Source organism: Streptomyces sp. iso_384 (genome assembly GCF_056172905.1).
Genome location: NZ_JBWBTT010000001.1, coordinates 4,571,136 through 4,596,603, shown reverse-complemented (window position 1 = coordinate 4,596,603; position 25,468 = coordinate 4,571,136). Strand labels below are relative to the sequence as shown.

14 protein-coding genes and 3 pseudogenes are annotated in these 25,468 nt (G+C 69.2%); 3 read left to right on the top strand and 14 right to left on the bottom strand.

Translation table 11 applies throughout. From position 1 onward, the window contains the following. Nucleotides 1–18 precede the first annotated feature (18 nt). Nucleotides 19–458 (top strand): annotated as a pseudogene (locus AC0VY3_RS20620) (transposase family protein); the annotation flags it as partial. Nucleotides 459–766: 308 nt separating this feature from the next. Here the strand turns inward: AC0VY3_RS20620 and AC0VY3_RS20615 are convergent. The 3 genes from AC0VY3_RS20615 to AC0VY3_RS20605 all read right to left on the bottom strand — a co-directional run bounded on the left by AC0VY3_RS20615 (nt 767) and on the right by AC0VY3_RS20605 (nt 1,919). Then, nucleotides 767–1,141 (bottom strand): hypothetical protein, encoded by a 375-nt coding sequence (locus tag AC0VY3_RS20615; protein WP_475551710.1) that lies wholly within the window; start codon nt 1,139–1,141, stop codon nt 767–769. Between the two features lie 52 nt (nt 1,142–1,193). After that, on the bottom strand, nt 1,194–1,424 hold the full coding sequence (locus AC0VY3_RS20610) for a hypervirulence associated TUDOR domain-containing protein (protein ID WP_475550238.1): 231 nt from the start codon (nt 1,422–1,424) through the stop codon (nt 1,194–1,196). An 84-nt stretch (nt 1,425–1,508) separates the two neighbouring features. Further along, on the bottom strand, nt 1,509–1,919 hold the full coding sequence (locus AC0VY3_RS20605; RefSeq protein ID WP_475550237.1) for a four-helix bundle copper-binding protein: 411 nt from the start codon (nt 1,917–1,919) through the stop codon (nt 1,509–1,511). A gap of 410 nt (nt 1,920–2,329) precedes the next feature. Here AC0VY3_RS20605 and AC0VY3_RS20600 point away from each other — a divergent pair, with 410 nt between their 5' ends. Further along, complete coding sequence (locus AC0VY3_RS20600; RefSeq protein WP_475550236.1) at nt 2,330–3,970, top strand: phytoene desaturase family protein; 1,641 nt, start codon at nt 2,330–2,332, stop codon at nt 3,968–3,970. A 563-nt stretch (nt 3,971–4,533) separates the two neighbouring features. On the opposite strand, the gene AC0VY3_RS20595 is transcribed toward AC0VY3_RS20600, so the two are convergent. The 8 genes and pseudogenes from AC0VY3_RS20595 to AC0VY3_RS20560 form a co-directional block, all read right to left on the bottom strand. Beyond that, a complete protein-coding gene (locus AC0VY3_RS20595) occupies nt 4,534–5,466 on the bottom strand; it encodes an SDR family oxidoreductase (protein WP_475550235.1) in 933 nt (310 codons plus the stop codon). 136 nt (nt 5,467–5,602) lie between these two features. Continuing rightward, on the bottom strand, nt 5,603–6,106 hold the full coding sequence (locus AC0VY3_RS20590) for a hypothetical protein (RefSeq protein WP_103509345.1): 504 nt from the start codon (nt 6,104–6,106) through the stop codon (nt 5,603–5,605). Then, nucleotides 6,103–8,584 (bottom strand): annotated as a pseudogene (locus AC0VY3_RS20585) (molybdopterin oxidoreductase family protein). The gene AC0VY3_RS20590 and the pseudogene AC0VY3_RS20585 overlap by 4 nt, the downstream one beginning before the upstream one ends. A 56-nt stretch (nt 8,585–8,640) precedes the next feature. Next, entirely contained in the window at nt 8,641–9,240 is a 600-nt protein-coding gene (locus AC0VY3_RS20580; RefSeq protein ID WP_103509346.1) for a flavodoxin family protein, read from the bottom strand. Between the two features lie 98 nt (nt 9,241–9,338). Then, a pseudogene (locus AC0VY3_RS20575) lies at nt 9,339–10,815 on the bottom strand (aminotransferase class I/II-fold pyridoxal phosphate-dependent enzyme). 95 nt (nt 10,816–10,910) lie between these two features. After that, a complete protein-coding gene (locus tag AC0VY3_RS20570) occupies nt 10,911–11,798 on the bottom strand; it encodes an SDR family oxidoreductase (protein WP_103509348.1) in 888 nt (295 codons plus the stop codon). A gap of 109 nt (nt 11,799–11,907) precedes the next feature. Next, nucleotides 11,908–12,954 carry an SDR family oxidoreductase gene (locus AC0VY3_RS20565; RefSeq protein ID WP_475550234.1) on the bottom strand — a complete coding sequence of 349 codons (1,047 nt, stop codon included), beginning with the start codon at nt 12,952–12,954 and terminating at the stop codon, nt 11,908–11,910. 48 nt (nt 12,955–13,002) lie between these two features. After that, entirely contained in the window at nt 13,003–14,187 is a 1,185-nt protein-coding gene (locus AC0VY3_RS20560) for a zinc-dependent alcohol dehydrogenase (protein ID WP_103509350.1), read from the bottom strand. 1,062 nt (nt 14,188–15,249) lie between these two features. Here AC0VY3_RS20560 and AC0VY3_RS20555 point away from each other — a divergent pair. Continuing rightward, nucleotides 15,250–16,593: a tyrosine-type recombinase/integrase gene (locus AC0VY3_RS20555; protein ID WP_475550233.1), complete on the top strand. Its 1,344-nt coding sequence runs from the start codon at nt 15,250–15,252 to the stop codon at nt 16,591–16,593. On the opposite strand, the gene AC0VY3_RS20550 is transcribed toward AC0VY3_RS20555, so the two are convergent. The 3 genes from AC0VY3_RS20550 to AC0VY3_RS20540 form a co-directional block, all read right to left on the bottom strand. Next, nucleotides 16,494–17,033: a hypothetical protein gene (locus AC0VY3_RS20550; RefSeq protein WP_358872553.1), complete on the bottom strand. Its 540-nt coding sequence runs from the start codon at nt 17,031–17,033 to the stop codon at nt 16,494–16,496. The genes AC0VY3_RS20555 and AC0VY3_RS20550 overlap by 100 nt on opposite strands. A gap of 315 nt (nt 17,034–17,348) precedes the next feature. Beyond that, nucleotides 17,349–17,744, bottom strand: a complete 396-nt coding sequence (locus AC0VY3_RS20545; RefSeq protein ID WP_358769945.1) for a transposase — start codon at nt 17,742–17,744, stop codon at nt 17,349–17,351. Nucleotides 17,745–18,029: 285 nt separating this feature from the next. After that, nucleotides 18,030–25,271 (bottom strand): LamG-like jellyroll fold domain-containing protein, encoded by a 7,242-nt coding sequence (locus AC0VY3_RS20540; protein ID WP_475550232.1) that lies wholly within the window; start codon nt 25,269–25,271, stop codon nt 18,030–18,032. Between the last annotated feature and the right edge of the window lie 197 nt (nt 25,272–25,468).

Below are 25,468 nucleotides of genomic sequence, written 5' to 3'. Positions count from 1 at the left end.
GATGGGTATTTCTCCTGTATGGGTGGGGTGCTGTGGTCTGAGGCGTTGTGGGTGGAAACGTTCACCGGGCTGCGGATGCGGTAGTTCGACCGGCTTCTGAAGGTCGTGCGTGAGCGGGGTGGCAACGGGCCTGGCGGGGGTCGGCCGTGGTGCGTGCCGTTGGCGGACCGGGTGCTGCTGGTGGCCGTCTACTACCGGACCAACCTCACGATGCGGCAGCTCGCGCCGTGTCCGGCTGTTCGCCGGCCACCGTGTGCCGGGTCATCCATCGGCTGCGGCCGCTCCTGGCGATCGAGCCCGCCGCCCGCCCGGCGGACGCCGTGCACCGGCTGTGGATCGTGGACGGCACCCTGATCCCGGTCCAGGACCGGAAGGTCGGCGCCTCCTCACGCAACTACCGGTTCTCCGCGAACGTGCAGGCCATCATCGACGCGGACACGAAACTCGTGAGTGCCACTGAGCTGCAACGATGTGATTTATCCGGGGTTCTGTCAGCTACACGGGGAGAGGCACTCTTCAGGTGGGTGAGCGTATCGGGTGGTACTCGAGTGTCCGTGCCGAGGCTGGACGCAGCGCGGCAGGTTCACTGGTCGGGGCGGGAGTCGTTCTTATCGGCGGTACTGAGGTGGGTGTTGAACCAGTCGATCGCGACCGTGGAAGAGAGTTCGAACTGGTGGATGCAGGACAAGAAGTGGTCGCCGTCCGTGAGGACGAGCTTCTTCGGTTCGCGGGCGCGGCGGTTGGACTAGAGGGTCACCTTGTTCGTCTATATGTCGTCCGGTGCCCGGTCGAGGTAGAAGTCGGCCGCCCCCTTGTGTGGGTAGGCCGCTGGGGAGCCAGGGCTCGTGTCGGTGTCGACGAAGGGTATGTAGACGGGCGGCTTGCCGGCCGACTGGTCGCGTTCGTCCTGGTGGAAGCGCTCTTCCAGGGCGCGTACCTCGTGGGGCGGGACGCGGCGCAGGCCGGTCTCGTAGCCGCTGACGGTGGAGGCCTGGGCGTAAACGGCTTTGATGCGGCGGTCGGTGGCGCCGAGGACCAGGGCGTGACCACCGGCGTAGCTGAATCCCCAGATGCCGATGCGCTGTTCGTCGATTTCCCCGCGTGTGCCGAGGTAGGTGATCACCCATCGCCAGTCCGCGATCTGCTGGTGGGGGTCGATGTCCTGGCGAGGGTTACCTGCCGTTCTTCACCGCTCACGACTGGCTTCCGTCCCTTTTCCTGTCCAGTGACTCCGGGCGGTGGACGGCCTTCCTGCCTGTCCTGTCGCTCTGTACTTCGTACTGCGGCTCATTCTCGGATGCGTCGACCGTCCGGCCGGCTCTCTCGGTCCGCTCTTCGATCTTTCCGGTCACGGAGCCCTCGACGTCCTGCCCGTGGCTCCGCCAGACGACATCGTCGCCCTTGGACAGCTTCTTCTTCGCCATGGTGCGCTCCCTTCTGTACTTGATCGTCCGTCGATTCCTGCTGGTGGCCCGCCGGGCGGGTGCCCGACGCGGACCGACGAGCGGTCAGCCCAGTGCGGACAAGAGGTCGTCGCAGGCCTGCTCGCAGCGCCGGCACGCTTCGGCGCAGACACGGCAGTGACCGTGCCGGTCCGCATGGGCCTCGCACTCGTCGGCGCAGGCCTTGCATACGGTGGCGCAGGCCCGGAGGAGCGCGCGCGTCACGTTCGCGTCGTACCCCGTGTGGCGCGAGAGCACGGCCGCGGTCGTTCCACAGACGTCGGCGCAGTCCATGTCGGTGCGGATGCACTTGGTCAGCTCGGCGACCGTCTCCTCCGACAGACATGCGTCGGCGCAGGCCGTGCAAGCCTGGGCGCAGGTGACGCACTCCTCGATACAGCGGGTGAGTTTCCGGCGGTCCACCCCGCCCAGGTCGGCAGGGTAGGTGTTGAGCATGTCCTCGACCACGGTGGTCATGAGCGCCTCCCGGCGAGTAGGTCTCCTGTGCGGCGGGGTTCCGCCATTCCGTACGGGTAGACCGATCGCGGGTCGCGAAACGCCTGGGAGTCAAAAACACGCCAGATCACGAGCGAGCCCCTCGGTCCGCGAGGCACGGGTTTGTACTCCGGTATCGGTGGTACCCGGTCGCGGCACGAGGTGCGGTGTTCGGGACGCTTTGACCGACGAACCGAGGACGAACATGACGCCGGAAGCTGGAGACCGGAGCCGGCCCGGCTGGGTTCGGCACGCATCGCCCTGGACTTCCGTCCGTGGGGCGACACGACCCGTGACCGTTCGTCGCACCGGCAGCCGGCCGCCCATGGGTTCCCGCTGTACGTGCACCCCATGGAGAAGGGGTTCGCGCTGTCGAAAAGAAGGGTGCTCCTATGGTTGACGCAGTAGTGGTGGGCAGCGGCCCGAACGGGCTGGTCGCGGCCAATCTCCTTGCCGACGCCGGCTGGTCGGTGGAAGTGCTGGAGGCGCAGGACGAGCCGGGAGGCGCGGTCCGCAGCGATCGCGGTGTCCACCCCGAATATGTCAGCGACCTGTTCAGCTCCTTCTACCCACTGGCCGCGGCCTCTCCGGTACTGGCCAGGCTGGACCTGCACCGGGAAGGGCTTCGCTGGAGCCACGCGCCCCAGGTGCTCGCCCACCCGTTGCTCGACGGCACCTGCGCGGTGCTGGACCGTGACCGTTCGACTACTGCCGCAGGCCTGAACCGTTTCGCACCCGGCGACGGCGAGGGCTGGCTGTCCCTCTGCCGGATCTGGGACCGGCTGGGCGAGGACATCGTCGACGCACTCTTCTCGCCCTTCCCCCCTCTCCGGGCCGGGACCGCGCTGGCGGCACGGCTCCGGGCTGCGGGTGGGCTGCGGCTCGCCCGGAGCCTCCTCCTCCCGGTCCGCAGGCTGGGCGAGGAGGAGTTCGCCGGGGAGGGCGGGCGGCTGCTGCTGGCGGGCAACGCCCTGCACGCTGATCTGGCGCCGGAGGCGGCGGGCAGCGGCGGCTTCGGCTGGCTGATGTCGATGCTGGGCCAGTTCCATGGTTTCCCGGTGCCCGTCGGGGGCGCGGGGGCTCTCACCGCTGCGCTGGTGCGCCGGTTGCAGCGGCGCGGGGGAAGTGTGCGGTGCGGGCATAGGGTCACCGAGGTCGTCGTGCGGCGGGGGCGCGCCGTGGGCGTTCGTACCGAGAGCGGAGAGGCGGTCCCCGCCCGCAGGGCCGTGCTGGCCGACGTGTCCGCGCCGAGCCTTTACGGGGCGCTGGTCGCCGCCGAGCACCTGCCCGGCCGGCTCCTGGACGACATGCGACGGTTCGAGTGGGACTTCGCCACGTTCAAGGTGGACTGGGCGCTGAACGGCCCTGTCCCGTGGAGCAGCGCGGCCGCCGCCTCGGCGGGGACCGTCCACCTGGCCGACGGGGTCGACGAACTCACCAGATGCGCGTCCCAGATCGCCCGCGGCCTGATCCCGGACCGCCCGTTTCTCGTGCTGGGGCAGATGACCGCCGCCGACGCGACCCGGTCGCCGCTGGACACCGAATCAGCATGGGCCTACACGCACGTGCCCCACGCGGTGAAGGCGGACGCCGGCGCCGACGGTCTCACCGGCGGGTGGGACGCCAACGAGCGGGAGCGGATGGCCGACCGGATGGAGGACGAGGTGGAGCGCTACGCTCCCGGCTTCCGCAGCCGGATCCGGGCCCGGCGGATCCTTTCCCCGGTGTCGCTGCAGGACGCGGACGCCAATCTGCGTAACGGCGCCATCAACGGGGGTACGGCCTCGATGCACCAGCAGTTGGTGTTCCGGCCGGTGCCGGGAAAGGGCCGCCCCGAAACGCCCGTGAAGGCGCTGTACCTGGCGTCCGCGTCAGCACATCCGGGCGGCGGGGTGCACGGTGCTCCGGGCGCCAACGCCGCCCGTGCCGTCCTCCGCTCCGTCCGGGGAAAAACGGCCGTGCTCTCTGCCGCGCAACGACTGCTCGCCCTCCGGGGCCGGACCGGCGAGGAAGCAGCGTACCGGTCGAAGTAGGACTCCAGGCTGCCGCGTCCGAGAATCTCCGCCGGTGGTCGACCGCGTCGGGGCGGGTGACCGTGATGCCGAGGGACTGGAGGAGCCTGATGAACTGGTCGAGTTCTCGCTGAGCCGGTTCGATCAAGGCCCGTGGATATCTGAATCCTGCGGTGATCCGCTGGAACCGCGCGGCCCACGGCGGGACATCGCAGGAGACGACGGAATGCCGTGAGGGGGTGGTGGCCCCGTCGAGACGGCCGACGACGAACTCCTCGAGAGGATCCCATTCATTGTGTGAAGCGACGGGGGAACGAAGAATCTCCGCAGCGCCTTCGGCCGGCGTTTTGTACGGGTCACTCATGCGCGGCCCCTGACGTCGACAGAGGACCCAGCGAGTTCGAGTTCCTTCTTCTCCGCATCGCGCTCACCACGCTCCTCCGCGTCCCGCCGGCGGCATGGTTTCCGGCCGGCTGAGTGATGGCTTTGTACGCGAGTATCCCGTTGCCCCCGTTCGTAACGCCGCGGTCCTGTCCAGGGCTCCGCAGGACGCGGATCGCTGTCGTGGACAGAGCCTGCTTGTCCTACTGGTCGGAAGGGGGAGCGGGGCGGGAGGCCCGGTAGGAGTCCCAGTCGGCCTGCCCTCCGACGCCCAGGACCTCGCCGCGCGAAGCCGTCGCCCCGCCGGTCCGTAGTTCACGCCGGGTGGTCCGGGCGACGAGCGCCGGGAACAGGGGCCTGAGAGGCTGGCACCAGCGGAGCCAAGGCGGGGCGTAGATGTGACGGCTGCGGCGGGCGATGCCGTGAGTGAGCCACTGGGCGACCTGGGCGGCGCTGTGGATGCGGCGGGCGGGGCGGGGCTGATTGCGGCGCAGCGCTTCGAGAACGGGGTCGTCGTCGATGCCGGTGAGCATGTCGGTGCCGGTCCAGTGCAGGTAGGCGATGCCGACCTGGATGCCCTCCGGTTCGACCTCGCCGCGCAGGGAGAGGGCGAACGACTCCGCTCCCGCCTTGGAGGCGCAGTACGCGCTCATCATGGGCGCGGCACCGAACGCGGCGGTGGAGGCGATCTGGAGGAAGTATCCGCGGGTGGTGGTGAGCTGGGGCAGGAAGGCGCGGGCGGTGTTGGCGGAGCCGGTGAGGTTGACGTCGATGACGCGTTGCCAGAGTTCGGCGGCGGTACCGTCGAACGGGCCGCTCACCGCGATGCCGGCGTTGGCCACGACTACGCTCGCGGGCCCGAGTTCCTTCTCCACGCGGCGTGCCGCGTCCGCCAGCGCCGTGCGGTCGGTGATGTCGCACTCGACGCACATGCTCCGGCCGGACAGGGATTCGGCGGCCGTCAGGAGGGTCGTTTCTTCCCGGCCGAGCAGGGCGACCTGCATGCCGGAGCCGGAGAGGCTGCGGACGAGCGCTTCGCCGACACCGCGAGCGGCGCCGGTGACGACCGCGACCCGCCCGTGCAGAGCATGGGCGGGGGCGGTCCGGGCCCGGCGCCCGCCTGGGCTGTCGTCCATAGCTTCTCCTCGCTTCCTGACCGCGCCGCTGCGGGCCGCGCTCCGGGCACCACCGTCAGGCCAGGAGCCGACCACTGCAACCGGGCCGTCGGCAACTCGGCCGACGGGGCCGGGCTCGGGAATCGCGGCGCGCCCGTCACCCATCCTGCTCGTCACCGGCGGTGAGAAGCTGCGGGGACAGGTTTTTGATCATGGTGGTGGACCAGTGCATCTGGCGCAGCGTCCGGGGATGGCAGAAGGAGACGACATCGAGAAGGCGGGTGTCCTTCGACGCATGCGCGGCCTGGTCCAGCATCACCCAGTGCAGTGAGTTTCCGGCAGCGACCAGATGCAGTTCCCAATGGTCCCGAAGGAGCTCCGGTACGTACTCCGGCGTTCGGCCCAAGACCTCGGCGGCGCGGTGGCGGTCGTTCGCCGACGGCTCCGACGGGGACGGCGACGGCCTGTCGAGACGCAAGCCGTAGTGCCGACCGGCCTCGGCCAGGCGCCGGCAGTTCTCGTTCGACCAGAGAGCCAGACCTCTGGTGACGTGGCACACCTCGTGCTCACGCGTGTGCCGTGCGGCGATGACCGTCAGCTGCTCCGCCAGGGCCTGTTCACCCCGGTGGAGCGCGTTCATCGTGAGGACGATGCCCTTCATCGGGTGCCTCCCGGGGTGCGGTCGACGGGAGCCCCGGTGGACTCGTGGACGTGGGCCGAGGCACCGCCGCGGGTAGCCCGGACGCCGGCGCGGCGGGTGGGCGCCGACGCGGTGTTCGTCGGTGCGGGAGCCTGTTGCCCCGAGCTCTTCTCCAGCAGCCTCACCTTTGCGATGGCGGTCTTGAACAGCGGCTGCTTGGACACCGGGTCCCAGTCGGTGACGGTGGCTTCGTTGGCCGCCCGGCTCGCTGTCGTGCTGTCCGGTCCGCAGCCCGACGCCGTGTCCCAGTAGCCGTAGTGGAACGGTACGAAGAGCAGCCCGCGGCGGATGCCGGTGACGCGCGCGCGGGCCCTGATGACACCGTGCGGCCCGGCGATCTCGACGAGATCGCCCTCACCAACCCCGTGCTCAGCCGCGTCCGGGGCGGACATCTCCACCCGTACGTCCGGTGCGGCGGCGTTCAGTTGGGGAGCGCGCCCTGTCTTGGTGCGCGTGTGGAAATGGAAGATGGTGCGGCCGGTGGTCAGCTGGAAGGGGAACGCCTCGCTCGGCGCCTTGTGCGGGAGCACGTACGGTACGGGCTTGAGCATGGCCCGGCCCTCCGGGTTGCGGGACCGGTACTCGGCCTCCGACGTGGAGGCACCGGTGACGAGGTCTCTGCCGTACGTCTCGCACACGCCCGGGTGGGCCCACGCGACCCCGTTCGTGTAGAGGCGATCGGTGCCCTGGGGCGCCCGAATCTCACACGGCCACTGGATCCCGCTGCCTTCGCGCAGCCTGTCGTAGGTGAGCGCGGTGTAGTCGCAGGGTCGCCCCGCGCTGCAGCGCTTCCACGCCTCGAAGGCGGCTTCCGGGTCGTGCCAGGTGATCAGGGGAGCGCCGTCCTTGTCCCGAAAATCCATCCGCCGCGCGTAGTCGAGGAAGATGTCCAGGTCGGGTTTGGCCTCCCCGGGTGGCTCCACAGCCTTGTCGGACAGGTGCACGATGCGGTCGGCGTTGGTGAAGGTCCCCGTCTTCTCGCCCCAGGTCGCGGCCGAGAGCACGACATCGGCCAGTCGCGCGGTCTCGGTGAGGAAGGGGTCCTGCACCACGACCAGCAGCTGGTCCTGGGAGAGGATCGAACGGATACGCGGCAGTTCGGGCAGCGAGACTGCGGGGTTCGTGCCGCTGATCCACAGCATGCGGATCGAGCCCTGCTCGGCGTAGCGGAACATCTGCATGGCGTGCGTGGGCGGAGCGTAGTGCGGAATGGTCCCGGGATCGACGTTCCACACCCTCGCCAGGTCCGCCACGTGCTCGTCGTTCTGCCAGTTCCGGAAGCCCGGAAGGTCGCCGTCGGCACCGCACTCGCGGGTGTTCTGCGCCGTCGGCTGCCCGTTCATCTGCAGGACGCCCGCGCCCGGCCGTCCGAGCATGCCGCGGATCAGGTGGATGTTGTTGATCTGGACGGCGGCGCCGGTGGCCTGATGGGACTGGTAGACGCCCTGAAGCACGGTGGACAGGAGCCGGTCGGCGGTGCCGAGCAGTTCCGCCGCCTCCCGGATCCTCGCTGCGGGGACGTCGCAGACATCTGCCGCCCACTCGGGGGTGCACGGCTCGACCTCCTTCGACAACTCCGCGAAGCCGATCGTGTGCGCCTCGATGTAGCCGGGGTCGACGCGGTCGGTACGGATGATCTCGTGCAACAAGGCGTTGAGCAGCGCCACGTTCGTCCCGCCGCGCGGAGCGAGATGGACGACCGCACGTCGTGCGACGGCTGTCGGGCGTGGATCGATACAGATCAGGCGCGGAGGATCGGTGCCATCGAGCCGGTCGAGGATGCGCATCCACTGGACGCGTTGCGTCTCCGCGAGGTTGTGACCGTACGACGCGATGACATCGGCGTGGTCGATGTCATCGTGACTTCCGGGCTGGCCGTCGTAACCGAAGGACTCCTTGAGGGCTTCGGCCGCCGTGGAGGTGCACAGGCGGGTGTTGCCGTCCAGATGGTTGGTGCCGACGCCGGCCCTGGCCGGAACCGCGAGCGTGTAGTACTCCTCCAGGAACAGTTGGCCGGACGTGTAGAAGCCGATCGAGCCCGGACCGCGCTCGTCGAGGAGCCCACGCGAGCGCGAGACGATCACCTCCATCGCGGTGTCCCGGCCGCACTCGGTCAAGCGTCCGCCGCGGCGGACAAGCGGCCTGGTCAGTCGGGAGCGCGAGGCATTGGCCTGCCAGCCACAGGTCCTTGGGCCCGAGTCGGCCGCGGCTGACCCGGTCCGAGGCCCTGCCCCGTACGCCTACCATCGAACCGTTCCTGACGGCGACGTCCATGGCATCACCGTCGGAGTGCAGGACCGAAGCGGTCTGCACCCACCGCTCGACGTCCGCGTACCTCACCCCCTCGGCCAGGAACGTGTCGACCCTCGTCGGCCAGGTCTCGTGTCGGCTGTACGGCGTGCGAGTTCCCCACGGTTCAGCGATCCGGTCCATCGACATCTGCACCACCGTCCTCGTGACGTTCCTGGCGGCCTCGTCCTCGCAGCGAGCGCGGATCAGGCTGCCGGGTAGGGGCTGTCGGCGAGAAGGCGGGCCAGGTGGACAGCGTTGGCCGCGAGGGCCTCGGTGGTGGAGGCGACGGCTTCGGGGGTTTCGTCCAGGTCCTGGTAGTCGGTGCCGTGCATGGCTTCGCCGACCCAGTACGTGACGGCTCCAGGGGCGAGCGAGAAGCCGACGTCGTTGAGGCCCTGGAACACGTCGGCGCTGACCTTGTGCGCGCCGTCCTCGTTGCCGACGACGGCCACGGCGGCGACTTTGCCGTAGGTGTGCGGGCGGCCCTGGTCGTCGGTCTCGGAGGACTCGGCGTTGAGACGTTCCAGGACCTGCTGGCAGACGCTGGAGGGGTGCCCGAGCCAGATGGGGGTGGCGACGAGGAGGATGTCGGCGGCCAGCACCTTCTCCCGCAGGGCCGGCCACGCGTCGCCGTTGCCCATGTCCACGCCGATCCCCGGGCGGACATCGTGGTCGGCGACCCGGATGACCTCTCCCTGGACGTCATGGTGGGCGAACTTGGCCATGACCTGCTCGGCCAGGTACTGGCTGCTGGAGGGGGCGGGTGAGGCGTTCAGGGTGCAGACGAGAGCGAGAGCACGCATGCGGGGCTTCTCCTTGGTCTGAGCGGGCGGGGCGCTGGGCCCGTCGCGGTGTTCCCGGGGACGGCGTTGTTCGGGCCGAAGCTGTCGGGGCGTGGTTGTCAGGGGCCCTCGGTGCGGACGCGGATGGTCTGAAGGGTGGGGTCGGCGGGGTCAGGGATGTTCATGCCTGCCTCGACGCCGGTGCGCAGGTAGCGCAGGAGGGGGTCGGTGATCCGCTCTCCGGGCAGTACGGCCGGAATGCCGGGAGGGTAGGGCGTGAGCATCTCGGCGGCGACGCGGCCTACGGCTTCCGGCGGAGGGACGTCCTGTGTCCGGGCGAAGTAGGCGTCGCGCGGCAGACATACCTGGTCGGGACGGAGCTCGGCGGGCGTGGGCACCTGTACCTCGGGAGCGGGGCGGAGCGTGTGCGCGTGGTCGGCCAGGTCACGTAGGGTCGCCAGCAGCCGGTCGGCGGTGTCCTTGTCGTCGGCGTGGGTGAACTGGGCGCTGATCCGGCGGTGGTCGACGAGGTGCATGTCGATCCGGTGGTGCTCGCGCAGCCAGTCAGCCGCCCGGTACCCGGTGGTGCCCAGTTCCTCGATGTCGATGATCACAGGGAGGGGGTCGAACTCGGCGGCCGCTCCGGGTCCGCAGAAGTCGTCCTCCCCGTTGACGTGCATTCCCTCGATCTCCTCGATGCGTCGGCGGACCGTCGCTACGAGGTCGAGCGCTCGGGAGAGCAGCCCGTGGCCTTCCAGGACCATCTGTCGGCGCCAACCGTCGATTCCGGCGTAGAGCAGCACGGAGGGGCTGGTGGTGCCGAGAAGGTCGGCCCGGGAGGCGAGGGTGTCGCGGTCCACCAGGTCGCCCTGGAGGTGAAAGACGGAGCCTTGTTCCAGGCCGCTGCCCATCTTGTGGATGCTGGTGACGCAGACGTCGGCGCCGGCGTCCATGGCCCAGGACGGCAGGTCCGGGTGGAACGGCAGGTGGGCGCCCCAGGCCTCGTCGACGATCAGCGGCTTGGAGCGCCGGTGACAGATGTCGGCCATGGCGCGCAGGTCGGCCGCCGTGCCGTACGGGGTGGGGCTGGTGATCAGGGCGCCGCGTGCGTCCGGGTGCCGGGTGCCGGGTGAAGGCTTCTTCCAGAGTGGAGGGGGAGGGCGGGTGTGCGAGATGCCGCTCCCTGTCCCACTGGGGTTCCAGCCAGACAGGCTCGATGCCGCAGAGGATGAGGCCGGCGATGACGGACTTGTGGGCGTCCCTGCCGACCAGCAGCTTCTGGTGGGGTGCGGCGACGCTGAGCATGGCGGCTTTGACGGACAAGGAGCTGCCGCAGGTGGAGAAGAAGGTGTGCTCCGCGTGGACGGCGTCGGCCATGAGGTTTTCGGCCCGCTGTAGTACGGAGGATTTCTCCCGGCGGTCGTCCAGCCCTCCTGTGGCCAGGACGTCTCCGAAGAACACCGCGTCGCCCAGCACGGCGCGCACGGCTGGGGCAGCGCCTCGCGCCTGCTTGTGACCGGGCGGGGAGAAGCCCAACTCGCCCCGGTCACGATAGGCGGCGAGAGCGTCGAGAACTGGTGTTTCATGATGGTTCATGGTCGTATGGCACGCCTTCTCGACCGGCACGTGGGCAAATCAGCTGACACGCCTTCCCGACCGGCGCGCGGTCAAATCAGCCTGCCTTTCACGGATCAGGGAAGCGGTGTGCCGCCGGTGGCGTTCATGATCTCGCCGGTGATGAACGAGGCGTTCCGGGAGGCGAGGAAGACGAAGGCGGGTGCCATCTCGGCGGGCTGTGCCGGGCGGCCCAGCGGGCTCTGCTTCCCGAACTCGGCGGTGTCGGGCAGGGTCGCCGGGATGAGGGGCGTCCAGACCGGGCCCGGGGCGACCGCGTTCACGCGGATGCCGTCGGAGGCCAGCATCTGGGCCAGGCCCTGGGTGAAGGTGACGATCGCCCCCTTCGTCATCGCGTAGTCGAGGAGGTGGGGGCTCGGCTTGTACGCCTGCACCGAGGTGGTGTTGATGATCGACCCTCCTGCCGGAATGTGTGGCAGGGCGCTCTTGCACAGCCAGAACATGCCGTAGAGGTTGGTGCGCATCACCCGGTCGAACTGCTCGGTCGAGATCGCGGAGATCCCGTCGGGCTGAGACATCTGGTACGCCGCGTTGTTGACCAGGACATCGATGCGGCCGAACTCGGACACCGCTTGCTCGATGAGGGAACGGCACTGCTTCTCGTCCCGGATGTCACAGACGACGGGTAGCGCCCGGCGGCCCGCTTGCTCTACCAGGCGAACCGTCTCCCCGGCTTCCTTCCCCTCTTCGGGGAGGTGGGTGAAGACCACGTCCGCTCCCTCGCGGGCGTAGGCCAGGGCGACCGCGCGGCCGATACCGGAGTCGCCTCCGCTGATGACGGTCTTCCGCCCGTGGAGCAGGCCGGAGCCCCGGTAGGACTCCTCGCCGTGGTCGGGCGGCGGGTCCATGGGGCCGGTCCAGCCGGGGTGTGCCTGGTCCTGCTGAGGGAAATCGGGGCGGGGATGGGCCGTATTGGGGTCCTCGGGCTGTTCACTGCTCGCCATGGTGGTCCTTTCTGGTCGTCCGTCGTCGCGAAGGTCCGGTGCATCGGATACGCCCGGTGCCTGCGGGCCGATCCGCCGGATCTTTGCCGACGGCGCGGCTGTGGGTGGATCAGCCGGTCTTTCGGCCGGACAACGGTGCCGTGTCTTCGCCGGTACCTTCACGCACACCTCGTAGGAAGGCGTTCAGCGCATCTTCCGCCGTACGCGTGGGCTGCCAGCCCAGTACGTCGCGGGCGCGTCCGGAGTCCAGTACGGGCAGCCGCAGCACCGCGTCGAACAGGTGCGGGGAGGCCGGTACGGCGTGGGCCCGCCAGGCGGCTGCGAGTGCCGTGCGGACCAGGGCCCTGGGGATCCGCACGATCCGGGCATCGAGCAGGTCCGCCAGCCTGCGGGCGTCGACGACCGGGTCTGCCGCCAGGTTGAAGGGGCCCCGTACATCGCGGAGCACGGCAAGCCGGTAGGCCTCCGCGGCGTCGTCGGTGTGGAGGACCTGGAATCGCAGCCCGTCCAGGTCGGGTATGAAGGGCAGCAGGTCGGGCCGCAGGAGTGGTCCGGGGGCGTAGCGGCCGGCGAAGATCCGCCGCTGCTCGGGGGCGGCGGTCCCCTTGAAGAGGAATCCGGGCCGCATGCGGACCACCCGGATCTGCGGGTGCCGCAGTTCGAAGGTGTCGAGGACGCGCTCCAGGTAGGCCTTCTCCCGGCAGTAGGCCGCGTCCGGCCAGCCGTCGGTGGGCCACTCCTCATCGACGCCGGGTTCGTCCTTGGGGCCTGGGGAGTATGCGCCGACGGACGAGGCGTGCACCAGGGCGGGAACCCCGCTGTGTGCCGCGGCCTCGAAGACGCGCTGGGAGCCCAGCACGTTGCTCTGCCAGGTCACTACCGGGTCGTGGGTGGGCTGAAAGCGCCAGGCCAGGTGGACAACGGCATCGGCGCCTCGCTGGAGACCGACGAGCCGGTCCTCGCTGTCGGCCCGGGACAGATCGATGGTGTCCCACTCCACCTTCGGGATCTCCAGCCCGGGCCGTCTGCGGGCCAGCCCCAGGACCGAGCCGATGTCGGGGTCGGCGGCGAGCGCGCGCACCACGCTCGTTCCCACGTTGCCGGTGGCTCCGGTGACCACGACTCGCTGGCCAGAACCAGGGCCGTTGTTCTTCATGCCGGGGTCTCCTTCCTTCGTGGCTGCGCACCGGTCTCCGTCGCCGGGTCAGGGGACGAGCAGGGTCTTGATCATGCCGTCGGCCTTCTTCTGGAACGTCTCGTAAGCCTTCGGGCCCTCTTCCAGTGGCAGGTGGTGAGTGGCGAAGGAGTCCACGCCCAGCGGGTCGTCTTCGGTGAGCAGGGGCAGGAGGTCATCCACCCATCGCTTGACGTTGGCCTGCCCCATGCGCAGCTGGATCTGCTTGTCGAAGATGGTGAGCAGGGGCATCGGGTCAGTGCTGCCGCCGTACACGCCGGAGACGGAGATCGTGCCGCCCCGGCGCACCAGGTCGATCGCCGCATGCAGCGCGGCGAGACGGTCGGTCCCCGCTGTTTCCATCATGCGCTGCGCGATCCCGTCGGGCAGCAGGCCGACCGCCGTGTGCGCCGCCTTGGCCACGGGAGAGCCGTGGGCCTCCATGCCGACCGCCTCGATCACCGCGTCCGTGCCGCGCCCGTCCGTGAGGTCGCGGACGGCATCACCTAGGTTCTCGCCGTAGCGGCGCAGGTCGAGACAGGTCGCGCCGTACCTGCTCGCCCGGTCGAGGCGTTCGGGAACCAGGTCCACGCCGATGACGAGACCGGCGCCCCGGTGGCGGGCGATGCGGGCGGCCATGGCGCCGATCGGGCCGAGGCCCAGGACGGTGACGCTGCCGCCGGGCGGGATGTCCGCATACTCCACGGCCTGCCAGGCGGTGGGCAGCACGTCGGAGAGATACACGAACCGGTCATCCGAGGGCCCGTGCGGGACCTTGATGGGCAAGTCGTTGCCGAAGGGGACCCGCAGGTACTCCGCCTGGCCTCCAGGCACCTGCCCGTAGAGCTTGGTGTACCCGAACAGGGACGCGCCGGTGCCTCGCTCGCGAACCTGAGTGGTCTCGCACTGCGAGTGCAGTCCCTGCCCGCACATGTAGCAGTGCCCGCAGGACACGTTGAAGGGGATCACGACCCGGTCCCCCGGAGCGACGGCGGTCACCTCACGGCCGACCGCCTCCACGACTCCCATGGGTTCGTGACCCAGAATGTCACCCGGGTCGAGATAGGGACCAAGGACCTCGTAGAGGTGAAGATCGGACCCGCAGATCCCGGTGGACGTGATCTTGACGATGATGTCCGTCGAATCCTGGATCCGCGGATCCGGGACCGACTCCACCCGGACATCCCGCTTTCCCTGATAGGTCAGTGCGCGCACGGTCCCGCTCCCTCCGGCGCCGGCATTCGTGGACGAGTGTGCCGGGTTCCCATCAGACGCCTCATGAAACACGCAGGCAGATCGGGGTCGAAGTACGAGCGGCCCATTTGCCGTTATCGCATTTTCTGCTGATCCAGCCATTTGAAGGCCTCGGTCCTTTTGTGCAGACCTTGGCGTTCCTGCCTCGGCCGAGCTTGTAGCCCTTCAAGCCCAGTTTTGACGCCTCCCTGTGGACCCAGCTTGTGGACATGCTGAGCATGGTGGTGACTTCGGCGGTGTCTATGAGGACAGGCTCGAAACCCTGGTGCCTGCGCGATCGGCTGGTGTCGGTGCGGCTTTCATCGGGGTGTGACTGCGGTCCCACGGGCACAAGGGCTCCTTGAGGCTGGTTCGAGGCCGATCGCTGTGTCGGGTCGCTTCCGGTTCCAGTCGGATCTCGAAGGTTCATGGCGCCCGCTCCGTGCTGCTCCTGAGAGCCGTCGGGCGGGCCGTGACATGGTCGTGGGAATCGGCGGCTTGGCTGCCCCGGGATTCGCTGCCAGGTTCCCGCGCCGCATCGGGCTCCCGTGCGCTAGCGACGCCCTTCCAGGGGGTATGGAGGCTCGCAACCGCTGTCGGCTCGTCGGGGTGATGGTGATCACTGATATACGAGGAGGTGCTGCGTAGGCTTGCGGAGTCGTCCCGGCGGAGTCCGGGAGGGTGAGGGGGCCTCCCCATGTCAACTGACGAAGCGTCAGGGAAGTTGGCAAGTGGTCAGCATGAGTCCTGAAAAACCTGGGGAGCGCTGCCTGAACATGCGTCTCGTTGTAGGGTGAAGAAACAGCCCTTGACCTGCAAATACGCGGGCAGGGAGCCGTCTTCGAGGAGTCCACTGTGCTGCGCACCATGTTCAAGTCCAAGATCTGACTATTTGGCGTTGCCGCAGGTCAGGGGCATCATGTGCCCGCCTCAGGTCAGCAAACGGTCAGCATGCGTCCCGGACGCGTCCCCGCTTGCTGACCCGCGACCTGCAGTGCGGCGCCTGAGCATGATTCTTGGGCCGGAACGGATGGTGCACGACACATGGCCCGACAGCTCGCCCGCGGTAGGGGGTCCTTCTTCAAGGACTGCGGCTGCGCGAAGCCCACCCGCTGCCCCCACCCGTACTCGATCCGCTACCGGGACGCGCTCGGCAAGCAGCGCGAGGAGTCCGGTTACGGCACGCAGGACGACGCGACCGAGCGTCTTACGCAGGTGTACGCGGAGAAGAAGACCACGGCGCCGACCGTGGCGGCGGCCCGCCGTGAACTGGGTCAGTTGACGCTCGAGGAGTACGCGAAGCAGTGGCGTCCCCGGCAGCGCAAGATGACGGATTACTCAACGGGAGAGCACGTCGACAACTCGATCAACGTACACATCGTCCCCCGCCTCGGGTCGCGGAAGCTGAACTCGGTCACACCGATGGTGATCGAACGCTTCCTGGACGAGATGGAGAACGACGGGGTCGGCCGCGGAAACCAGGTGAACATATTCCGGGTCCTCAAGACCATCCTACGGGACGCCTACGGCAAGGGGGCCATGGCGGACGACCCGGTGAAGGGGATCCAGGAACCGGAATATGTGCGGGCAACGGTCGCTATTCCGTCTCTCGTTTACGTAAAGCAGGCGCTGGCTGTCGCTGACGAAGATCTCGCGCTCGAGATCGTCATGATGACGGGATGCGGCCTGAGGAACGGTGAGGCGCGGGCGGTGAACGTCAGCAATGTGGTGGCGCAGGACGTGTACCGGGTGCGCGAGCAGATCCACTCCAACACGCTGAAGCCGGCGAAGCTGAAGCACCGCAAAGTGGGGGAGTTCCGCGAGGTGCCCTTGCCCCGGTCTGTGCGGGAAGCGATCGAGCGCTACGAGGCCAAACACGGCACCACGAAGAACGGATACCTGCTACGCGGTCCGGGCGGCTACTTCACCGAAGGCATGGAGCGGCGCCGGGTGAAGAGGTTCTTCAAAGACCTCCCGCCGGAGGAGGGTGTCGGAATGTATGGGGTTCCGCCACTACTTCGCCTCGAACGCCCTCGGCAACGGGATCCCCATCACCGATGTCGCGGAATGGATGGGTCACAAGTCCATCGAGGAGACCTACCGCACCTACCGGCACCTGATGCCGGGCAGCATCACCAAAGCCGCCCGGATCCTCGACGCCGGCCTCTGGCAAGCAGCGTGACTTCCTGTTTTGGGAGTACAGCAGGATCTTCGTCGCTTGGTGGTGCACGGACATTACCTCAGCTGACCTGCCGTGAGGCTGTGATGCCGGTGGGCAGGATTCGGGGTCAAGGCCCGTTCACGGTGCGGGCGGCGGTGCCGCGGGCGCAGGCGGGCCGGTCGGGGCACGGGTTGCACTGGTATGGGCGGAACCGGGCCACGGTGTAGGGGGCCATGGCCGGTGGCTCGAGCCAGATGTGGCTGGTCTCGCCATTGGGGCAGATGACCTGGCGCTGGTCGAAGTCGATGGTGAAGTCGTCCCGGGTAAAGCAGGTCTGTTCCTTGCTCCGCCATGCACCGCTGGCCTTGACCGGGCCGACGAGTTCGACCTGGTGGTCGCGGAGGAAGCGGTGCAGCAGCGAGACCGAGAGGTAGCCGCCGTCGAGAAGGTGCTGCCGGGGCAGCAGCCCGCGGTCACGGAGCCGGATGTGGATGCCGGGGAGGGCCTCGGTGTCCCGGGTCGGCCCGGTGGTGGCGATGTCCGTGATCAGGTTGGCCTGAGGGCCGGTCTCGCAGGTCTCGGTGACATGGACCAGATAGCCGCTCCAGCGGGTATCGCCGCGGATGGCCCGGCGGGCTTCGCGGTCGTAAGGCGAGACGATCCGCACGGCTCCTCTGGGCTGTCCGTCCTTCTCGGCGCGAGGACGTAACCCGCCACGGGCATCGAGGAGGAAGTTCTGCACGAAGATCTGTCGCAACGCTTCCGCGCGAGGCCCACGCCGGTGGTACGGAAGGCGATCGAGGAGCCGGCGGGCGTCCGCTCCCGCCTGCTTGAGCCGGGTGACAGGGTGACGCGGCTGACTGGGGAGTCGGACTGGACGCCCTCAGCGGGTGGCCTACTCGGCATCCACCAGGCCGTCGAGGATGTCCGGTGCCCGCTGGGCGGCTTCTTCCAAGGCCGCGCGCACCGCTTCGAGTACCAGCTACAGACTGGTGAGGTCCCGCGCGGCGGCCAGGACTTGGGTGGAGTCGGTGCGCTGCCTCCCGCGTTCGGCGACCACGCCGGCTTCCCGCATCCGTGTCAGCGACAGGGAGAGCAGCTGGTCCGCGCGGTCGTCCTCGCACAGGCGATCACGGAAGTCCGTCAGCACGCTGTGGTGGAATCCCGGGTCGTCCAGGTCCAGAGCGAGTGCGTACGTGAAGTCGATGCGGCACCGCACGGCCTCGGCCGCCTGCCGGTCGGAGAGATTGAGCAGAAACTGCAGAACACAGACCGTGGCCAGCTGGGCCGGTGAGATTCCGGGGCGGCCATCGCGCGGGTACCAGGAAGCGAAGTCCCTGTCGTCCCAGAGACCATCGAGGTGATCACGTACCCACATCGCCGTGGTGCCGCTGGGCTACTGGCCCGCGCCATCTGGGCGGTGAGCTCGGGAACCACCGCACCGGACCGGGGACGAACGGACACTGACCACCTCAGGAGGACGGAACTACGCAGGACCGTCCGAAGTGTTCCAAGCGCCAACAGCCCCGTCCCGAGAACTCCAAGATCCCCGACAGAGTCGCTCAGTGCCGCGGGGATTCCAGGTGGTTGCGGGCTCTCGGGTGCGGTTGGCCGCGACGGTAAGCGGCCCGGCCCTCCAGTGTGTGGGAGGGCCGGGCGGCTGTCAGTCCTCCACTGCCATGCCGAAGTAGCGGCCGAGGTACGTGATGATCTCGGCGCTGTGGAGGAGCAGTTCGGGCAGCTGGGCGGCCAGGGTGTCGCGGGTTGCGGTGGCGAGGGCGGCGCTGCTGGTGGCGGCGGGACGGACGTACGGTTCGAGACGCTTGATCAGTTCGTAGTTGCTGTCGATGTTCTCGGCGCGCATTGCCTTCTCCAGCGGCGGCGCTCCGGGCGGCGGGACGGGTGCCAGGACCCGGCTGATGTAGGTGACGCGGTGCAGGATGCGCCAGCACGGGGGTTTCGCGGAGTTCTGGCGGGTCTGGCGCAGTGCGGCGGCGTCGGAGGCATTGCTGCCCGAGAGCCAGGCCGGGTCGACGACCTTGTGGTAGAAGTCGTCGAAGTTGGCGCTGGTCTCGCCGAGGTAGAAGGTGAGGAAGCGGTAGGCGTCGACCTTGCCCGGCACCAGGGCCGGTTTGCCGGCGATGTCGTAGACCGGTTTGCCATCCTTGTCGCGGCGTTGCAGGTCGCCGGAGGGCGCGCACTGGACGTTCAGGCCGAAGGAGCGGGAGGCGTCTTTGCCCTTGGCCCGGGTGGTGCTGAAGCCGCCGCCCACCGAGGCGTCCATCTGGCCCCAGAAGCCAAGGCCGAGGGCGCCGAAGCTGACCCCCATGCTGGCGCCGAGCTTGCCGCTGAAGGCGTATGAGCCGGAGGTGGTCTCGCTGACGGCTTCGGTGGCCTCGGTGGTCTCGGCGAAGAAGCCGCCCTTCGCGGTCCAGACGTAGGTGTTGACCAGGTCCCGGTGCGAGAAGCCGTTGGCGGCGGCGCTGCCGGCGGTGTTGCGGCCACTCTCCTGCTGCCCGGCGGACATCCCCATCGAGTGCAGCACTGCGGTGGCCTGGGTCTCGGCCGGGTCCCGGCGGTGCGGGTCGGTGGAGATCGACTCGTAGAAGGCGTGCAGACGCTGCTGGTCGCGGGTGATCCGGCGCTTGAGCGCGTAGGCGTCGCCCGGTTTGAAGTAGCTGTACTCGCCGTAGTTGGCGGCGGTGGGATAGTCGGGGTCGAGGACCTTGCCCCGGTCGTTGAAGCCGACCGCGCCGTCCAGGGTGCCCTGCTTGGTGTACCGGGGGTTGATGGGGAAGTGGATGACGTTCCAGTCCCGCGGGATGTCGGGGTTGGGCAGCATCCGGTAGGCGACCAGGGCGCCGGTGTGCGCCAGGCGCAGGGCGAAGACGTCGGCGGTCTGGGACTGGACCAGTGCCAGGCCGGTGTTGGCGGGCACGTACCGTCGGCCGATCGCGGCGTTCAGCACCTTGGCGGGGTCCTCGGTGTGGCCGGTCAGCGCCAGGCTGGTCTTGCGGGCGGTGTTCTTGCCCTGGCTGACCCTGGTGTCCTGGCTCCACGTGTTGGCGTATTCCAGGCTGCCCGACAGGCCGAACTTCATCTGGCCCTCGGCCAGTGGGGTGGCGGTGCCGAAACCCAGTGGCGCCGTGATCGTCATGACACTCGCGTCGGTCTCGATGCCCAGGGCGATGTTGAATGCGGCGTTCACGCTGCGGGTCTTGCTGGAGGACAGGCTCTGCACCACCTGGTCGGCCTCAGCGAACTCCACCGAGGAGGCGCCGGCGTAGCCGTCCCCCTTGTCGGTGAGGTTCTCCGAGGGCACCGGCGGGGCGCCCTCGACGTAGCCCATGAGCTGCGGGTCGAACTGGGCCTGGCCGACCCACTCGGTGACCAGGTCGCCCACCTTGTAGCCGGTGACCAGGTGCCAGCGGCCGCCCCGGACGAAGCCGTAGCAGCGTTTGAGGACGCCGAGGGTATCGCCTTTGGCGTCGAACTGGAGGTCCGCGTACTCGGTGGCGCCGGGTGCGCCGGCGATGGTGTCGTGGAAGGGGGTGCGGACGTCTGCGAGGGCCGAGCGCACCTGGGCGGTGTCGGTGGACACCGGCGCGGTAGAGAGCAGGATGCGCGGCCGCTTGGCGGAGAAGCCCAGGTCGTTGCCACGCAGGCCCTCGTCGCGCACCTGGGTGGTGCCGGGCGTGGTGGAGTCCCGGTCGAAGGGCCAGTAACCGAGCAGGTCCTGCTTGCCCCCGTGCAGGCGGGTGAACAGGTTGTCGGAAATCTGCTCCCGGGTGCGGACGGTACGCCAGATCCGCACCTCCTCCAGGGTTCCGGCCAGCAGCTCGGTGGGCTTACCGGCGTCCAGACGTGCGCCCAGGGTGAGTTGGAGGTCGCCCCAGGCGCCGGTGTCCTGCGCGGTGGTCGCACCCTCGGACAGCGGTTCGCCGTTGCGGTACAGCCGCATCGGACTGGCCAGGGGGTCGGGGTCGCGGATCCAGCGCGCGCCCCGCAGCTTCGCGGGGAAGGAACTGGAGGCGTCGAAGGTGACGTTGCCGGTGTTCTCGTTGAAAGCCCAGCGGGCCACGAGCCCTTTCTCACGCGCGGTGACCGGCAGGCCGAGCTGGACGGCCGGCCGCGCGGCGTTCCACAGCCGCACCTCGCCCAGGACGCCGCGCAGCCCGCGGCCGATCTCCAGTTCGCTGCTGTTGGCCTGCGCGCCGGGGCCGCTGTACAGGTGGCTGCCGACGAACCCGCCGTCGAGGTAGAAGCGGATGTCTTGCTCGGGCTGGATGTTCGCGTTCGCCGGCGTGGCGGCGGAGACGTCGGGTTCGCGGCGCTGGCGCACCACGCTGACGCGATGGAAGGCGCCGGCGGTGACGGCCCGCTCGGAGGTGTACCGGACGGCTTTGCCGTCGGCCTCGGTGAAGGCGAACTCCACCTTGCCGTCCGCCAGGACGCTCAGCTGGTACGGGACGCCGTCCCGGCCGCCGTTGACGACGGCGCCCTTGGCGAGCAGGCCCATCGGCGTGCCGAGGCGTTCGATCTTGACGAACGCCTCGATGGTGAGGTCCTCCAGAATGTCCAGCGTGTTCTGCGAGGCGACCGACAGGCCCGCGCCACCGTCCAGGCGCAGTGCCCAGGACTGGGAGAAGGTGGCGGCGAGGTGCGCCCAGTCGTTGCAGGGGAAGCGTTCCGCGGAGCGCAGTACCCGGTCGCCGACCCGGGCCACCACCTGGTAACCCTTGATCGGCGAGGCAGGGCTGCCCGGCCCGTCGAAGGTCCAGTGGCCGAGCAGCGCGGGCTCCCGGCCGGAGAGCCGCTGGTTGCAATCGGCGGATATCTCCTGCTGGGTGCGCGCCCGGCCGAAGACGCGGACCTCGTCGATCTGGCCGTCGAGGTAGGTGCCGGTGAAGGACTGGTGGCCCAGGACCAGCGGCCCGTTGCCCGTGTAGACGCCGGTGGAGGTGCGGCGGCCGACCTCGGTGCCGTCCCGGTAGAGGATCTGCTCGCGGGTGGCGTGCTTGTACACCGCTGCCCAGTGGTGCCATTCCAGGTCCGGGTAGGACTGAGCGGTGGTCAGGTCGTCGCTGAACAGCGCGAAGCCGAAGGCGGCGTTCGGCTCGTAGTACAGGTGCAGGGTCTGGTCCGTCCGGCCTTGCAGGGTGCCATGGGTCAGTAGCGGCTCGCGGCAGCCCCGGGACTGGTTGCGCTTGGCCCGCACTTCGACGGTGAAGTCGCGGTTGGACAGGTCGAGGGAGGGGGTCAGCTCGACCTTGGTGTCGCCGATGAACTGCTTGACGGGCAGCCCGACGGGGGCCAGTGCCAGGGAGTAGGCGGACTCGTCCGTCTTGGCGTGGATGATCCGGCCCTGCCCGGCGTCGGGGTGGACCCAGGCTTCCAGGGTCACGTCGCCGGTCGGGGTGACGCTGGGCAGTTTGGCGGCGGGCAGCGTCAGGTACTGGTCCTTGCCGTCGAGCAGGAAGGCCCGGCCGGGCATCTCGGCCCGCCAGCGGCAGCCGCGGCCGGTGATGCTCGCCCTGGCGGTGCCGTTGGGCACGGAGTCGACGCTGCCCGTGGTCAGGGAGATCAGCCGGGAGCCGGTCGAGAGCAGGACCCCGGGGCGGGTGGACTCGGCCCGGGCCCAGTCATAGCCCACCAGGCTGACCTTGTCGCCGGGCTTGATCGCGGTGACCGCCGTCGAGAGGGTGAGCGTCTTGGAACCGGTGGGGGCGTCCGCGTCCACCGCGTACCCGGCGCTGCCGATCATGAGGTGGGCCTTGGCCAAGAGCGGGGCGGGGGTGGCCGCGGTGAGCTCCACGGTGCTGCCGCTCACGCGGGCGACCGCGCCCACCGTCACCGGCCGGCCAGGGCTCCCGGCCAGCGCGGCCACCATCTGGTCGGCCTTGCGGGGCAGGGACTTCCAGGTCTCGGTGTCGGCGCCGACGGTGACGGTCAGGTCGCAGCGGCCCGGGGCGTCGCCGTCGCCGACTTTGATGGTGGCGCCGTCCAGGGTGATCCCGGGGTCGCGGGCGAGGAAGGTGAGCGTGCCGCCGTCCCCGGCCAGCGTCTGGGCGCCGCGGACGACAGCGGTGTCGTAGTACACGGCGAAGAACTGGTCGTCGGACCCGCGAAAGTACAGCACGACGTTGCCGGTGCCGCTGTCCAGCAGCGCGGGCCGATCCGTACCGCGGGCGAATACCAGCAGGCCGCCGGACAGGCTCAGACCGGTGCTGTCCACCGCGAGCAGCGGCATCGCCACCGTCAGGTCGTCGTCACCCTGAAGAGCGCCCGACAGGCGGGCCAGCCGGTCCCGGGCGTCCTGCAGTTCCGCCTGCTTGGCGGTCAACGTGAGCTTGAGTTCGCTGACGCGCTGCTGGGCGGTCTTCGCCTCCTGGAGCAGGGCGCGGGCGGCGTCCATCCTCTCCTTGGCCGCGACGTAGTGAACGTCCAGACCTGAGCGCATGGACAGGCGCGTCAGGCGGAACAGACCCGACTCCGCCTTCAGGCATTCGCTCGACTGAACCGGGATTTGGTTCTGGGCGGTGGAGGGCAGGCCGATCGCCAGGCGGCTCCTGCGGTTGACAATGCGAACATACTCGTCCTCGAAAACCAGCTGGAATTGCTCGGACGGGTTGCTCCACTCGCGGGAGAGAGCCGTAACCAACTGGGCGTTCTCTGCGGTTGAGTTGCCTTCCACGCGCAGGTCCGCGTTGCGATCGTGGGAGACCAGGAGGTAGCAGGGCCGACCGTCCTGACTATCGCTGACGGCCTCCACCCGCCAGGTCATCCACTGGCCGGTCGTGCTGGCAGGGACGAGTAGCACCCGGGCCTCGTTCGACGAGCTCGGGACGGCGTAGAGCCGCTGCACCGTCGCGTCCTTCACCACGCGCGGAGTCTTGAGATCCACGTTGTAGATCCAGGAGGTCACCAGGTCCTTCTCCGCGAAGTAGCGTCGCTCCAGGTCCTCGAAACTCGCCTTCAGCCGGTCGTGTTCCGCCTGCCGCTCGGCCACCTTGCCCGCGGTGGCGTCCAGCCGGGCGATCTCCGGTGGAAGGTTCGCAACCTCAGGCTCCAGCCGCCTGATGTCCTGCTGGAGCTTGCTGATCTGCTCCGAGTCCTGGCCCTTCGTCGGCCGCTTGAGCAGCGCCGGGTCCAGCACGTCCGGCACCTGGGCCAGCCGGCCGTCGCGACCGACCGCGAAGTCCAGGCTCGCCAGACACGGGTTCTGGCCGTACTTGGCGGCGAACGCCAGCATCACCCGGGCCTGCCGCTTGGCGGGCTTGGGATCGGGGCGGTACCCGGCGACGGCACTCTCCTGCTGGTGGTAGAGCACCGCCGACATGCCGGACACCACCGAGCGGCCCTTGAGCACGAAGCTGTCACGCCGCACCCCGGGATGGTCACCGACGGGTGCGTCCGAGCCGGTCCACCGCACATCGGCGCCGAGCGTGCCGTGCAGGGCGTTGTCCGTCTGGTCGTAGGCAGTGGTGCCCGCGCCCTCGTCGAAACGGTAGTAGGCCGCCAAGCCCGGCTCGTTGCCGACCAGCCGGTAATTCATGTCTTCGGCGAGCTCGGCCGCCGAGCGCGCCCGGTTCCAGATCCGGACCTCGTCGACGTCACCCTTGAAGTAGCCGACCGTCCGGCCCTGGTGGACCTTCTTGCCGATCAACGCGACCGCGCCGGCGTCGTCGACGAACGGCATGTCCCCACTGCCGGACAGCCTGCCGTTGACGTACACCCGCGCGGTCTTGCCGTCGAAGGTGCCGGCGATGTGGCTGTACACGTCCTTCGCGATCCTGTCGCTGGAGCTGATCAGCCACGGGCCGGCGTTGTGGGCCAGGTACACCGTGCCGTCAGGGCTCAGGGCGAGCTGGTACGCCGCGCCCCTGGCCACCACGGGGCCGCTGAGCTCCTCGGGCTTGACCCACGCCTCGATCGAGTACGGCTTCCCCCCGAACCGCAACGCCACCGGATCGCCCAGGTCGACGTGGGGATCGGCGCCGGCCAGCCGCACCGAGGTCTCCGCGTACCCCTCGGTGCCCGTCACCGGCACCAGCTCGCGCTTGGTGAACGGGCAGGCCCCGGGGCTGCGCTCGAACACCGCGTCCCGGTAGAGCGGGTCCGGGCTGGTGTAGAAGCGGGTGCCCTGCGTGTTGAACAAACCCTGCGCGCCCTGCTCGACGTTGAAGGAGTCGATCCGCCCGGTGGCGTCGTTGTGGGCGAATAACTGCCATCGCTGCGCACCGCTGATCGCGGTCGGCACGAGCACGGCGGCGAACCGTCCCTGTGTCAGGTTCCGGACGAACGACAGTTCCTGGGTCGGCTCGTAGAACGGGCGGCCCTCCATATCCTCGGTGCCCAGGCTGTCCTTGGCGGACTCCGCAAGGGTGGCGTGCCGGCTGCGCTTGTAGCGCGCCTCCAGGACCGGCTTGAGCTTGCCGTCCACCAGCAGGAACCGGTCGCACAGCAGGGTGTCGCGCACCAGCGGCACCTTCTTCGTGCCGCTGAGCACGTAGTCGGTGCGAGAGGCGTCCGCTGAGCTGCCGCCACCGGTCAGCTTGAACACCGCGGCCGGATGGGTCTCGTTGATCGACTGCCGCAGGACCACCACGTACGTGCCGTCGGATATCGCATGGAACGGGGCGTCCGCCGTCAGCCGCGCGGTGGTGGACAGAAAGGAGTCCGTCTCCCCGGCCGTCGGCCGCTCAGTGGCGGCCGCCTCGGACCCGCCCCGCTTGACTGTCGGCATCGCCGTCGCGCCGACGACGGCGTACCCCACCTTGGCCACTTCCCTGGGGAAGGGCAGTTCGGCCGGGTTCTCGCTCCAGTACGCGGCATCGGCCTCCCCCTTGGTCGACGGGCCGGACAGGTCCAGCACGGAGTAGACGATCCGATGGGACGTGTCCATCGCGAACGCGATGGTCGTGCCCTGATGCCGCGTCATGGTCACGTGCCGGTACGACCGGTCCCCGTAGACCTTGAATAAGGAATCCTGAGATGCCACTGTTCCCCTCCCACGAGCATGAACGCCGGGCCTCCGGTTCCCCCTGCGGTCCGGAGCGGCGATGGACTTGCGGTGCACCCTGTGGGATGCACCGGGCAGTC